Here is a 13493-nt window from a genome sequence, read left to right as displayed (position 1 = left end):
CCGTGCCGCGCGTCGCCATCCGGCTGGACGTGATCGAACGGAACGCGCGCGTCGTGACACAGGCGTGCGGCTCCTACGGGGTCGGAGTCTTCGGGGTCACCAAGGGGGCGTGCGGGATGCCGCACGTCGCGCGCGCCATGCTGCGGGGCGGGGTCATCGGGATCGGGGAGTCCCGGTACGAGAACATCCGGCGGCTGCGGCGCAGCGGGCTCGACTGCCCGGTCCTGTTGTTGCGCAGCCCGCCGCTCTCACGGGCGGACGAGACCGTACGGCTGGCCGACATCAGCCTCAACTCCGAGCTCGAGGTGATCGAGGAGCTGTCCCGGGCGGCCGAACGCCGGGCCAAGGTCCACGACGTCATCCTGATGGTGGATCTGGGCGACCTGCGGGAGGGCGTCTGGCCGGACGACCTGATGTGGACCGTGGAACGGGTACTGGCCCTGCCCGGCGTGAGGCTCGTCGGGATCGGGACCAACCTGACGTGCTTCGGGGCCGTTCTGCCGTCCGAGAAGAACATGGGGGAGCTGGCCGGGTACGCGGCGAGCATCGAGGAGACGTTCGGCGTCGGGCTGTCGTACGTGTCCGGCGGCAACTCCAGCAGCCTGCCGTTCCTACTGGAAGGACGGATGCCGCCCGGGGTCGACAACCTGCGGATCGGCGAGGCCATCCTGCAGGGCGGGCGCGACACCTTCTTCGACCAGCCGTGGGAGCCGCTCGATCGCGACGCGTTCCTGCTCACCGGGGAGCTGCTGGAGGTCAAGGTCAAGCCGTCGGTACCGATCGGCGAGACGGGCGTCGACGCGTTCGGCGGCAAGCCGGTCTTCGAGGACCGGGGGCTGAGGCCGCGCGGGATCCTCAACATCGGACGCGAGGACGTCGCCGTCGAGGTGCTGCTGCCGGTCGATCCGGGCGTGCGGGTGCTGGGCGCGTCCAGCGATCACCTGATCATCGACGTCGCCGACGTCCGGCCGCTGCCCAAGGTCGGCGACACCGTCGGCTTCCATATGGGGTACGCGGCGCTGCTGGCGGCGATGACCTCCGAGTACGTGGAGAAGGATCCGATGTACGACCAGGTACCGCCCGCGCCGCGTTCGGTGCGCGTGGTCGGTGATCCGCAACTCATGGCGCTCGTTCCCGGGCTTCCGGAGCAGTTGGCGAAGCTCGGCTTCGGGGAGCCTGGCGGCGACGAGTCGGGTGGCGACGAACTCCCGCTGCGGCTGGGGGACGGCCGCGTCGAGGGCGTCGCCGATGCGTACGGGCTGATCCGGCTCAGCGCGACCGTGGGCGAAGTGGGCCTGGCCGCCGAAAGGCCGGCTGCCGAGGGGCTGTCGCCGGAGAACACGGTCCTGGTCGGGCTGCGCGAGGCCGGTCCCGAGGAGTCCGCGTTCATCAAGGAGAACGGGCTGGCCGCGTACACGATCGTCGACATCGACATCCGCGGGATCAGGGAGGTCATGCGGGAGGCGGTCCGGACCGCGAAGGCGGGGACGCGGGGGTTCGTGGTCGTCTACGACGCCTCGGTCACCGGGGCCGACGGGATCTCCGCCCGCGAGACCCATCAGGCGATGGAGCTGATCGCCGCGTCCGGCGGGATGCTCGGCCTTCAGGTCATCGGCCTGAACAGTGCGAACGCCGCTCAGATCACCGCGTTCATCCTGTCCGGCTTCGGGCGAACGATTCTCTAACTGATTCTCGGGCGAAGTTTTTCGCGAGGTCTGTCGATCCGGCGGCCGGTCGTTCGACACAGGGGTGAGAGGCGGGAAAAACGGCCTCCACGACCTCAAGGAGAAACCATGATCGCCAACACGATGACCGTCCCCGGAGCCCGGCTGCACTACGAGGTCCGCGGGCAGGGACCGCTGATCGCCATGGTCGGGTCGCCGATGGACGCGACCGCGTTCGCCCCGCTGGCCGACCTGCTGGCGAACGACCACACCGTGCTCACCACCGACCCGCGCGGCATCAACCGCAGCCCGCTGGACGACATGGAGTCGGAGTCGACGCCGCGGCTGCGGGCCGACGACCTCGCCCGCCTCATCACGCACGTCGACGCGGGACCGGCGGTGGTGCTGGGGTCGAGCGGCGGCGCCATGACCGTTCTGGCGCTGGCTGAGACCCGCCCGGACCTGGTCCGGCTGGCGATCGCGCACGAGCCGCCGCTGGTGGACCTGCTCGAGGACCGGGCCGAGCTCCTCGAGGGGACCGAGGAGATGATCGCGATCCACGCGACCGGCGACACGCTCGGGGCCTGGCGGCTGTTCATGAAGCAGGCCAACATCGACATGCCCGAACCGGTGCTCCAGTCGGTGTTCGGCGGTGACCGCGAGCCGCAGGCGCTGGCCGACGAACGGCGCTGGTTCGCCCACGAGATGCGCGCGACCGTCGGCCACCGCATCGACCCGGACCGGCTGCGCGCGGCGAACGTGCTGGTCGGCATCGGCGAGGACTCCGCGGGAGAGCTCTGCGACCGCGCGTCGCGCGCCCTCGCCGAGATCCTCGGGAACGAGCCGGCGATGTTCCCCGGCGGCCACACCGGCATGGCCGAGGAGCCCGCGCGCTTTGCCGAGCGGCTGCGTGAAGTTCTGTCCGCTCACGGTTGACCCCACCTGATCCAACCTGACCCCACCCCGGAACGACCTCAGCCTCAGACGGACCGGCACCCACCCACGGGCGCCGGTCTGTCCGGGTTTGCCCAGGTAGGGCGGCGTTCCGCGCGGACGTTTAGCCGCCAATCTCGCGAATTCCCCCGTAAGCCCCGAGATCCTCTGATCTCATATTGGAGTGATGTAACTACATAGAGTCATGGCGAGTCGGGGAGGGCCGGATGGTCTGGGACTCAATGCCTTCGGGGCGGGATGCCTGGCGGTACGCGGTGATGGCTCAGGACGAGAGATTCCTGGTGGCCAAGGTGCGTTACCGGCGGCTCGCGCTGGGAACGGCCGTCGCGTTCTTGGGGTGGTACCTGGCGTACGTCGCGCTGTCGGCGTTCGCGCGGGGATTCATGGCGCGGCAGGTGGTCGGCAACGTGAACGTGGCGCTGGTGCTAGGGGTGCTCCAGTTCGCCTCCACGTTCGTGCTGGCCTGGTGGTATTCGCACTACAGCAGGCGCTCGATCGATCCGCTCACCGCGCAGCTGCGGGAGGAGGCGGCCCGAGCGGGCCAGGCGCGCTTGACCGCGGGAGGCCAACGGGGGCATCGCCGGCGGCAAGGCCAGCAAGATCAGCAGGGTCGGCAAGACCAGCAGGGGCAGCGCGGGCGGCACGCGGTCGTTGAGCCGCGCAGGGGGAAGCACGCGAAGGACACGCGCCGGGACGGCCGGCGGGACGGTCGGCAGGACGGGATGCGGCGGCCCGGATTCGGGGGGCTGTGATGGACGGCCGCATCCTGACGTTCGGGCTCTTCGTCGTGTTCGTCCTGCTCACGCTCGGGATCACGATCTGGGCGCGCGTCACGACGAGAGGCGTGGACGACTTCTACGCGGGCGGGCGGGTCTTCTCCGGCCCGCAGAACGGGATCGCGCTCGCGGGCGACTACATGTCGGCGGCCTCGTTCCTGGGCATCGCGGGGATCATCGCGCTGTCGGGGTACGACGGCTTCCTCTACTCGATCGGCTTCCTGGTCGCGTGGCTGCTCACGCTGCTGCTGGTCGAGCTGATGCGGAACGTGGGCCGCTTCACGATGGCCGACGTTCTGGCGTACCGGATGCGCCGGCCGCCGGTGCGGACCGCGGCGGCCGTCTCGACGCTGACCGTCTCGGTCTTCTACCTGCTGGCGCAGATGGTGGGCGCGGGGGCGCTGGTGTCACTCCTGCTGGGAATCCACGCGGGTGAACGGTTCTTCGGCCTGTCGGCGGGGACGGCCAAGACGGTCACGATCGTCGCGGTCGGGGCGCTGATGATCGTTTACGTCATGTTCGGCGGTATGAAGGCGACGACCTGGGTGCAGATCGTCAAGGCCGTGCTGCTGATGGCTGGGGCCACCGTGCTGACCGCGCTGGTCCTGGCCCGCTTCGGGTTCAACGTGAGCTCGATGCTCGGGTCGGCGGCCGAGGCCAGCGGCAGGTCCAGGGCGTTCCTCGAACCGGGGCTGCGCTACGGCAAGGACGTGCCCGCCGACCCGTACCAGACCATCGTCAACAAGCTCGACTTCATCAGCCTGGCGCTGGCCCTGGTACTCGGTACGGCGGGCTTGCCGCACATCGTGACGCGCTTCTTCACCGTGCCCGACGCCCGCGCCGCCCGTACGTCCGTCAACTGGGCGATCGGGCTGGTCGGGGCGTTCTACCTGATGACGCTCGCGCTCGGCTTCGGTGCCACCGCGCTGGTCGGGCGCAAGGCGATCGTCGCCCAGGACCCGTCGGGCAACACCGCGGCGCCGCAGTTGGCGCGGGCGCTCGGCGAGCACGTCGGCGGCCGCCTCGGGGGAGACATCCTGCTGGCCTTCATCGCGTCCGTGGCGTTCGCCACGATCCTCGCCGTGGTGTCCGGGCTGGTGCTGGCGTCCTCGACCTCGCTCGCGCACGACTTCTTCGGCCACGTGCTGATGTTCGGGCGGGCCCGCGAGTCGCAGGAGGTCGGCGTCGCGCGGCTCTCGGCGTTCCTGATCGGCTCGCTGGCCATCGGGCTCGCGGTCGCCGCGCAGAACCTCAACGTCGCGTTCCTGGTGGCGCTGGCGTTCGCGATGGCTGCCGCGGCCAACCTGCCGGCGATCGTGCTGACGCTGTTCTGGAAGCGGTTCAACACGACCGGGGTGGTGGCCGGGATCTACGGCGGGCTGATCAGCTCGCTGGTGCTGGTCGCGGCCTCGCCGATCGTGTCGGGGAAGGTCGATCCGGTCACCGGCAAGAGCCTGTCGCTGTTCCCGGTGGGCGTGGACTTCCACGTCTTCCCCCTGGAGAACCCGGGCATCGTGTCGATCCCGATCGGCTTCCTGTGCGCCATCGCCGGAACGTTCCTAGGGCGCGCGAAGGTCGAGGACGTCGGCCGTTACGACGAGTTGACCGTGCGGGCCATGACCGGGGCGGGATCCCATTGAGCCCCCGCGCGGCAGGGACGCGAAGGTCAGGCGCCCGCTCCGGTTCGCGTTCCGGCGGACGCTTCGGTGTCCGCCTCGGTGTCCGCCTCGGGGGCCGCTCGGGGGGCCGCTCCGGGGCGCGTACGGCAGGAACGAGACGTGCCCGCTCAGGCCCCCGCCAGGCCCCCCGCTCGGGCGGGGGCCTGGGCGGGCGCCCGGACCGGCGCCCGGACCGGCGCCAGGACCGGCGTCAGGACCGGCGTCAGGACCGGCGTCAGCGGCAAGTTACTCGCGAGTACGGCATGCTGGGCGCCATGAAGCGCAAGCCCCTGATCGCCCTGGCCGGCGCCGTCGCCGGAACGGCGCTCGCGACCGCCGGCGTCTCAGCCCTCCTCGCCTTCGACGACGTCGGCGGCAGCGGCAAGGGCGGTGACGGCAAAGGCGACAGCAGCGCCGCCGTCCGCCCGGCCCGTTCGTACGAGAACGCCAAGGAGATCGCGGCCCAGCTGCGCGGAGGCGGGGCGAGCGGCTGCAGCCTCGACCCGGCGCGCGTCGAGTGCCGGTATGGCGGGCGCTACGTCGCGGCGATCGTCCTCGGCGGCACGTCGGGCCTGACCATGGCCACCGCGCTGGAGAGCTGGAAGACCGGCATCGGGCAGAGCACGCTCGGCGAGCAGAACGCCTTCGCGCTCCTCCAAGGCCCGAACTGGCTGGTCACCGGCCCGGACGACCTGATCGGCAAGATCCGTCCGGCGCTCGGCGGCGCCCTCGTCCACTGCGACCGCCCGTACGGCACCTGCACCTGATCCCGCGCGCCCCGCGCGCTCGCCCGGCGCCCCGCGCGCCCGTCCGAACGCGCGCCCGCGCGCCCGTCCGAAACCGATCCTGCGCGCCCGCGCGGGCCGATCCCAGGGCCGATCCCGGGCGGCGCGCGCGGGTGTCTTCGGTGGGGCAGTACGGGCCGTAATTGAGGTGTAGCCCACAGCGCGTCCGAGTTAGGGCAGGTCGTGTACGGCGAGAGGAAGATCCGGATGAGCGCTGAGCTGTCCTGGACCGTGCCCTAATGTGACGAGTGCCCGAGCCTAGGTCGTTCTACATGGCAGAATGATTCCTCGCGTCCCAAGGGTTCGGTGGGGCGGGAAGAGGGACTGGGCCCGCGGTGACGGCCGATGCCGGTGCGCACGCGGGTTCGTCGCTTGATGCCCGCCTTCGCCCGTCCGCGGGACGTGCCCCACATGGACCACGGCCGACGGGTCGGGAGGAGGTGCGGTGGCGTGTCCCATGCCGGCCGACGCCGCTCAGGACGTGCCCGACCGCCCGCCCGCCTCGGTGCGCGGCAGACCTCCGGCTTCGGCGCCCGGGCGACCGCGACCCTGACCGTGCTGACGCTGGGCGCCGCCGTCGCGGTGCCCGTCGCGCTCGCGCCGGACGGCTCGACCCAGCGGACCGGCTCGCAGGTCGGTGCCGCCAGCGCCGCCAAGGGTTCCGCGGCGCGCGACGCCGCCCAGGGAACGGCGCAGGGCGCGGCCACCGGTGCCGTACGGAACGCTCCGGTCGACCAGATCCGCGCCCGCGAATGGCATTTGAACGCTCTGCACGTTCCCAAGGCATGGAAGTACTCCAAGGGCAGTGGCATCACCGTCGCCGTCCTGGACACCGGCGTCGACAAGCGCCACCCCGACCTCAGCGGACGCGTGATCACCGGCCCCGATCTCACCGGCGGCACCCGCAAGCCCGGCGGCAAGTTCTGGGGCCTGCACGGCACCTCGATGGCCAGCATCATCTCCGGCCACGGCAATGGACCGGGCCAGTCGCGCGGCGTCGTCGGCGTGGCGCCGATGAGCCGCATCCTGTCGATCCGGGTGACCTGGGAGAACGACGACCCGCTGCGCGGCAACGGCGGCACGACCGGCCGCAACCGCGACGCGGTGGCGCAGGGGATCCGGTACGCGGTCGACCACGGCGCGGACGTCATCAACATGTCGCTCGGCGGCGGGCGGCTCTACTACGACGGCAGCGCCCCCGAGGAAGACGCGATCAAGTACGCGCTCAGCAAGGGCGTCGTGCTCATCGCGTCCGCCGGCAACGACGGCTCGGGCGCCAACCGCAAGAACTTCCCCGCCGCCTACCAGGGCGTGATCGCGGTCGGGGCCCTGGACAACCGCGGCAGGCTCTGGAAGGACAGCAACCGCCACTCCTACGTGGCGGTCTGCGCGCCGGGCGTCGAGATCGTCAGCGCGGACGCCAGCGGCGGCTACGTCGTCGGAACGGGCACCAGCCCGTCGTCGGCGATCGTCGCGGGCGTGGTCGCGCTCGTCCGCGCCCGCTACCCGAGGCTCACCCCGGACGAGGTCAAGCAGGCGCTCGTCCAGGGCTCGGTGCCGAAGCCGCAGGCGGGCGACATCGGTACCTGCCCCGGCACGCTGGACGCGGCCCGCACGATCGTGGCCGCCAACAGGATCAACAAGGCCGAGCACGGGCCGGGCGCGGCGCCGCGGACACAGGCCTCGACGAAGCCCGTCGCCGACGCCGCCGGTGAGAGCGGCCCGGGGCTGCTGTGGATCGTGGTCCTCGGCGGCGGCGCGGTCCTGGTCCTTCTCGGCGTGGTCCTCGGCTGGCGGCAGCGCCGCAGGCCCGAGGACGACGACCCGTACGACGATGACGCGATCCCCGACTACCAGGCCGGGCCCAGCATGCCGCGCGAGCCCGTCGGTGCCGCGATGCCCGGCGGTGGAGGCGGAGGCGCCGTCGCGGGACCCGCAGGCTCCCCGGTCTTCCAGAGCACCGAGGTCCTGCCCGGTCCGGGGAACGGCACCGGCCCCGGCAACGGCACGGTCCCGCCGGGAACGCCCGGCACGCCCGACGTCTTCGCGACGCCCCCGGTGGCCGCGAACGAGCGTCCCGACCATCCCGTCTGGCCGCCGGTCCCGGACGCGAACGCCAACTCCGAGCGAGCCGAGCACGGGCTTCCCACGCCGTTCCAGCCCGGCGATCTCCGCCCGTACATCGTCGGACAGCACAATGACGCCGGCGGCAACGGTCACACCAACGGCTACGCCAATGGCCACGGGCTGAACGGTCACGGCAGCAACGGCCACGACGCGAACGGTCATGGCGCGACGAACGGCCACGGCAGGCTCAACGGTCTCGGCCCGTTCGACCCGGCCGCCGCGGCGGACGACCAGCCGCCGAGCGGACCCCCGGCACCCCCGGCGCCCCCGGCGCCCGAAGACCCGCTGGACGACGCGAGCTGGGAGAGGTTCCGCCGCAGCGCGCTGGAGGACCCTGGTCCTCTCGACGGATGGAACCAGCCCTCCGTACCTCCGGCGGACGACCGGCCCGCGGCCCCTCCGTCCGGCGCGGGCCCCTACGTACAGCCGCCGGAGCACAAGCCCGAGGAACGCCCCGGCCCCGGCGAGGACGACGAATACCGCCCTCCGTGGTGGTGATTCCGGCGCGGCGGGCCCGTCTCGACCCACTCCGGCCCGGCTGCGATCCACTCCGGCCCAGCCCAGACGGCCCTCCGCTACTCCTGCGGGCGTAGCGAGGAAGCCTCCGGCCGTACGACGCAGACCCCCGGACCCGTCGCCGAGCATCGACCTATCAGCACTCAAGGAGGTCGATGACCATGACGACGATGACCACGCTCGCGGCGCAGGCGGCGGCGCACCCCGGTCCCTGGAACGACGGGCCGGGCGCCCACGACGCCCCCGCCTGGTGGCCGGTGTTCCCGATCACGTTCGGGCTGTTCTGGGTGGCCGTGGCGGTCACCGGGTTCTACCTGATCCGCCGCCGGATGGCCGCCACCGCCGCGGCCACGGCCCGCGCCTCGGACCCGATGGCCCGCGCGCAGTCCCTGCTCGCCGAGCGGTTCGCCCGCGGCGAGATCGACGAGGACGAGTACCACGTCCGCATGTCGGCCCTGCGCAACGGCGCATGAGCCCGTCCCGCGCCGCCGTGCCCCCGCCGTCCGGGGCGCGGCGGCCGGTCCGGCCGGTCCGGCCGGCTGAACGCATCAGGCCCCGCCGCGAACCGCGGTCAGTCGGCCTGGGCCTCTTCGAAGATCTGGTCCACGCCGTCGAAGTCCATCGGGCTGCTGGCCGCCGACTCGGCGAAGCGCGACAGCAGCCGGGCGAACTCTTTCCGCTCCGTCCCCGTCCAGCCCGCCATGAGCTCGTCCAGGTAGGCGCGGCGGAACCGTTCGGCCACCTGCTTCACCCGTACGCCCGCGTCGGTCAGCCCGAGGTTGGCGCGGCGCGCGTCCACGGGCGAGGGGCGCCGCGAGATCAGGCCGGCGTCGATCGCGTGGCCGACCAGCCGGCTCGCCGTCGACGGATCGATCTCCAGCCGTTCGGCCACCGCGCCGACGGTGACCTCCTCGCCGTTCTGCGAGGCGGGCTCACAGCTCAGCGCGGCGACGGCGTGCACCACCATCAGGTTGGACAGCTGCAGGGGCCGCCCGCCGGGCCCGCCGGACGTCTGGGCCCGGATGCGCTTCATCAGGTCGGGCTTGGCCCACACCCGGCGCAGGTGGAAGAGCGCCAGCGCGATGTCCGACAGCGCAGGGTCTGAGATCTCCTCAGAGGTCCGCTCGTTCTCCATTGCCGTGCCTCCCGTCCAGCGGCAGCCGCGTCACCTGCACACTACATACTTATGTCCGGGATGTGAGTCATCGGCGTGTCCGGACGACGGATCTTGGCGGGGTCACTCGGCCACGGAGATCCGGATGCGGGCGCCGGGCGGGAGGCCGAGCCGCTGCGCGGCGTCTCCGGAGTTGACGGCCAGCGCAAGGCAGCCGGCCGAGTCGGCGTACGCGACCAGTTCGCCGGGCGCGACCGAGCCGAACGTCTCGCGATAGGGAACGGTGAAGGTCCGGCGCCGCTGCGGCGCGTGCTGCGCGTTCCCCTGAATGCGGGGAGTCACGCCGAGGGCGACCATGAGCGCCCCGCCGATCCGGGCGCCGAGAAGATCGAGATCCGCGAGGGTCAGCGACATCTGCACGTTCCCGAACCGGTCGACGCTCAGCACCTCGCCCTCCGCGCCGCCGTTCTGCACGCGGCGCATCGGCGTCGGGAGCGTGACCAGGCTCTCGGCCTCCACCTCCGGCCCGACCTGCTCGATGTCCAGGCCGCAGGCCAGCTGCGCCGCGACCGGGGTGAAGATGTCGCGGCCGTGGAACGTGGCCGAGACCGGCTCCAGCCAGAGCTTGGGGTTGGCCAGCTCGAACGCCCGTACCTCGCCGTTCCCCGGCACACCGACGATGTGCGGGTGGAGGCCGCCCGCCGTCAGGCCGCGCGCGGCCCACGACAGCAGGCCGTTGTCGGGCCCGACGAAGACGCCTCCGGCGCCCGCGACGGCGATGCCGCGCCGCGCCGTTCCGACGCCCGGATCGACGACCGCGACGTGCACGCCGGGCGGCATGTACGGGACGGTCTGGGCCAGCACGGCGGCGCCGCGGCGGACGTCGCCGGGAGGCACGAGGTGGGTGATGTCCATGACACGGACGTGGGGTGCCAGCCGGGCGGCAACGCCGTGACATGCGGCTACGAAGCCGTCTTCCAGGCCATAGTCGGTCAGGAATGTGATGCACTGATACGTCGTGTCGCGCCCCAACGGGTCCACCTCCGCATGCTGAGCGTAACCTTGCGCCGATCCCGCGGAACACCCGGAAGATGTCGTGGGGGACGCGTAGCATGGCACCGGCCGAACCCGGACGACCCGGGATTAGTGACCACAGAGGGGACCTCATGGCAGAGGCGAAAGCCCCCAGTGACGGCCCCCATCAGGACGGAAGCATGAACGATGGCTCAACCCTGCATCCAGTGAACGAAGGCCTGGAAGACGACGGCGCCTTCCCGGCCGATCTCCTGTCCGAGCGTGACCGCCAGATCCTCGCCTTCGAGCGACAGTGGTGGAAGTACGCCGGAGCCAAGGAGCAGGCGATCCGCGAACTGTTCGACATGTCGGCGACGCGGTACTACCAGCTCCTCAACATCCTCATTGATCGACCCGAGGCGCTCGAGTGCGACCCGATGCTGGTCAAGCGCCTTCGCCGCATGCGTTCGCAGCGGCAGCGGCAGCGCGCAGCGCGCCGTCTCGGCATCCGGCCGTGACGTGACCAAAACTGGACACGTGCAGCTTCCCCGCAATCTGAGCGCCGTCGGCGCAGACGGTCTCAACACCATCCGCAAGGATCCTCGCGGAGCCGTGCTCGGCTTCGACTTCGACGGCACCTTGGCGCCGATCGTCGACGACCCCGCCGCGGCACGCGCCCACCCCCGGGCGACGCAGACCCTGGCCCGCCTGGCCCCGCACGTGGGCGCGCTGGTGATCATCACCGGCCGGCCCGCCGCCGTGGCGGTGGAGTACGGCGGCTTCGAGGGCATCGACGGCCTCGTCGTGCTGGGGCAGTACGGCCTGGAACGCTGGGAGGCGGGCACCCTCACGGTGCCCGAACCGCCTCCCGGCGTCGCCGAGGCCCGGGCCAAGCTGCCCGAGATCCTCAAGGCCTCCGGCGCGCCGCCCGAGACGTTCATCGAGGACAAGGGCCAGGCGCTCGCGGTGCACACCCGCCGCTGCGCCGAGCCGCAGGTCGCCCTCGACCGGCTCCGCAGCCTGCTGGACGCCCTGGCCGAACGCACCGGACTCGCCGTCGAGCCCGGCCGCCTGGTCATCGAGCTCCGGCCGCACGGCATGGACAAGGGCCTGGCCCTGCGCACCTTCCTGGAGGGCCGCACGCCCCCCTCGGCCGTTCTCTACGCGGGCGACGACCTGGGCGATCTGGCCGCGTTCGACGCCGTCGACGAGCTCCGCGCCGAGGGAACGCCCGGACTCAAGGTCTGCAGCGGCTCCGCCGAGGTCACCGCCTTGGCGGAACGCGCCGACATCGTGGTCGACGGGCCCGAGGGTCTGGTCGACTTCCTCGACGCGCTCCTCCCGTAACGAGGCCTTCCCGGCAACCGTCAGGTAGCCCGTCCAGTAACGCGGCTGCCCTGTAGCACGACTCCTCCTGTGATGCGCGTGATGCGTGTCACAGCTTGAGGAACGGTTGTGTTCATAGGTGACAAGTCTCGAACGAGTAATTAGCGTCTTTCGCGTTAATCGGGGGGCTCGTGTTGATACAGCGTCCAATTGCGCCACACTGAGGGACGCTGACACGGGGCAGTGAGGGAGCGGGGTGCGTTTGACGGTGGATGGACAGCCCGGAGTGCCGCGAAGGCCCGAGGACGTACGCGGCGGTGCGCGGCAAGGCGATGCCTGGCAGGGCAGCGGACCGCACATGTCCTGGGCCGGTGACGAGCCGGACGACCCCTGGGCCGTGGCCGCAGCGCAAGCGTCCTGGCCCTCCAGCGGAAACGACCCTCGCGCCGGTGGGCCGGGCGCCGGTGGGCCGGGCGTCCAGGGCGAAGGCCGTCAGGACGCCTGGGCCGCGGACGGGCCTGAGGAGGGCTCGACCTCTACCGGACCGATCGGGCTGTACGAGAGCAGCGGCGTTCAGGTGCGGCTGCGGTCTTCGGGCAGCCACGCACGCGTGAAGCCGAAGTCGAGGGCGAAGCCGCGGCGCGGGAGACGGCGGCTCGGGCTGGGCATCGCGGTGGGCCTGGTGGGGCTCGCCGCGGTCGCGGCGGGCGGGACGATGTTCGCGCTGCGCGGCTCGGACGACGCGCCGGCGGCCAAGCCCGCGGCGGCCGGCCCCGCGCCCAAGAGCGGCGCGGCCGTCGACGTCGGGACCTCGGACGGGTCCAAGTACGAGATCAAGGCCGTCACCGGCGGGACCAACGAGGGCGTCGTGGAGACCGTCCAGTCGTCGCCGCTGCCGTCGGGGTCGGCGTTCGCCTACATCGACTACGTCCTCAGCAACCCGTCGAACCAGAAGGTGCTGCTGGACTATCCGGCGGACGTGTTCGTGCGGAAGAGCCTGGTGGCCGCGCAGGCCCGTGGCCGCTGCATGTGGCAGGCGGGCGTACCGGAGAACATGTGCACGCCACCGACCACCAGCGACGTCGTACGGCGGCTCGCGGGCGGGGCCCTGCAGTCGGGCGACGGCGGCGACAGGTACATGCCGCCGGGATCGTCCTTCCTGGTGCGCGCGACCGTGCAGGTGCCGGTCGACAAGCGGCTCAGGCAGAGCGATCTGCGGCTCTACATCTGGAAGCAGCTCTACATGGACGACCAGACGGCGAAGCTGGCCCCGTTCCCCACCAAGTAGGCCGGACGCGCGCTTAGAGACGCGCGCTTAGAACGGTCGCTCGCAGGCCGGACCCTGGCAGGCCGGTCGCTCGCAGGCCGGTCGCTCGCACGGCGGTCGCTCGCAGGGCGGCCCCTGGCAGGGCGGCCCCTGGCAGGGCGGCCCCTGGCAGGGCGGCCCCTGGCAGGGCGGCCCCTGGCAGGGCGGCCCCTGGCAGGGCGGCCCCTGGCAGGGCGGCCCCTGGCAGGGCGGACATGAGAATGCCGCCGCCCACGCTTGGCGGGCGGCGGCA

General features: G+C 72.0%; 12 protein-coding genes. 10 read left to right on the top strand and 2 right to left on the bottom strand.

What is annotated here, in order from left to right:
• Positions 1-2: 2 nt before the first annotated feature.
• The 7 genes from J4573_RS47465 to J4573_RS47435 all read left to right on the top strand — a co-directional run bounded on the left by J4573_RS47465 (position 3) and on the right by J4573_RS47435 (position 8953).
• A complete protein-coding gene (locus J4573_RS47465; protein WP_208263027.1) occupies positions 3-1685 on the top strand; it encodes an alanine racemase in 1683 nt (560 codons plus the stop codon).
• A gap of 108 nt (positions 1686-1793) precedes the next feature.
• Positions 1794-2600: an alpha/beta fold hydrolase gene (locus tag J4573_RS47460; protein WP_208263026.1), complete on the top strand. Its 807-nt coding sequence runs from the start codon at positions 1794-1796 to the stop codon at positions 2598-2600.
• A gap of 224 nt (positions 2601-2824) precedes the next feature.
• Complete coding sequence (locus tag J4573_RS47455) at positions 2825-3370, top strand: DUF485 domain-containing protein (protein WP_208263025.1); 546 nt, start codon at positions 2825-2827, stop codon at positions 3368-3370.
• Positions 3370-5034: a monocarboxylic acid transporter gene (locus J4573_RS47450; RefSeq protein WP_208263024.1), complete on the top strand. Its 1665-nt coding sequence runs from the start codon at positions 3370-3372 to the stop codon at positions 5032-5034. The genes J4573_RS47455 and J4573_RS47450 overlap by 1 nt, the downstream gene beginning before the upstream one ends.
• A gap of 293 nt (positions 5035-5327) precedes the next feature.
• On the top strand, positions 5328-5819 hold the full coding sequence (locus J4573_RS47445; protein ID WP_208263023.1) for a hypothetical protein: 492 nt from the start codon (positions 5328-5330) through the stop codon (positions 5817-5819).
• A gap of 468 nt (positions 5820-6287) precedes the next feature.
• The gene (locus J4573_RS47440; protein WP_208263022.1) at positions 6288-8462 is read left to right on the top strand and encodes a S8 family peptidase; all 2175 of its coding nucleotides are present in this window, start codon (positions 6288-6290) and stop codon (positions 8460-8462) included.
• 173 nt (positions 8463-8635) lie between these two features.
• Positions 8636-8953, top strand: coding sequence for an SHOCT domain-containing protein (locus J4573_RS47435; protein WP_208263021.1), 318 nt, complete (start codon positions 8636-8638; stop codon positions 8951-8953).
• A gap of 98 nt (positions 8954-9051) precedes the next feature.
• On the opposite strand, the gene J4573_RS47430 is transcribed toward J4573_RS47435, so the two are convergent.
• Positions 9052-9615, bottom strand: coding sequence for a MarR family winged helix-turn-helix transcriptional regulator (locus J4573_RS47430; RefSeq protein WP_208263020.1), 564 nt, complete (start codon positions 9613-9615; stop codon positions 9052-9054).
• Positions 9616-9717: 102 nt separating this feature from the next.
• Positions 9718-10635, bottom strand: coding sequence for an SAM hydrolase/SAM-dependent halogenase family protein (locus J4573_RS47425; RefSeq protein ID WP_307797497.1), 918 nt, complete (start codon positions 10633-10635; stop codon positions 9718-9720).
• A 173-nt stretch (positions 10636-10808) separates the two neighbouring features.
• On the opposite strand from J4573_RS47425, the gene J4573_RS47420 reads away from it, so the two are divergent.
• The 3 genes from J4573_RS47420 to J4573_RS47410 all read left to right on the top strand — a co-directional run bounded on the left by J4573_RS47420 (position 10809) and on the right by J4573_RS47410 (position 13222).
• Complete coding sequence (locus tag J4573_RS47420) at positions 10809-11126, top strand: DUF3263 domain-containing protein (RefSeq protein ID WP_208263103.1); 318 nt, start codon at positions 10809-10811, stop codon at positions 11124-11126.
• A gap of 19 nt (positions 11127-11145) precedes the next feature.
• On the top strand, positions 11146-11955 hold the full coding sequence (otsB, locus tag J4573_RS47415; RefSeq protein ID WP_307797496.1) for a trehalose-phosphatase: 810 nt from the start codon (positions 11146-11148) through the stop codon (positions 11953-11955).
• Positions 11956-12190: 235 nt separating this feature from the next.
• Entirely contained in the window at positions 12191-13222 is a 1032-nt protein-coding gene (locus tag J4573_RS47410) for a hypothetical protein (protein ID WP_208263019.1), read from the top strand.
• Positions 13223-13493: the final 271 nt, after the last annotated feature.

The organism is Actinomadura barringtoniae, assembly GCF_017573505.1.
In the GTDB taxonomy this organism is placed as follows: Bacteria; Actinomycetota; Actinomycetes; order Streptosporangiales; family Streptosporangiaceae; genus Spirillospora; species Spirillospora barringtoniae.
This window is presented reverse-complemented; position numbering and strand designations above follow the sequence as displayed.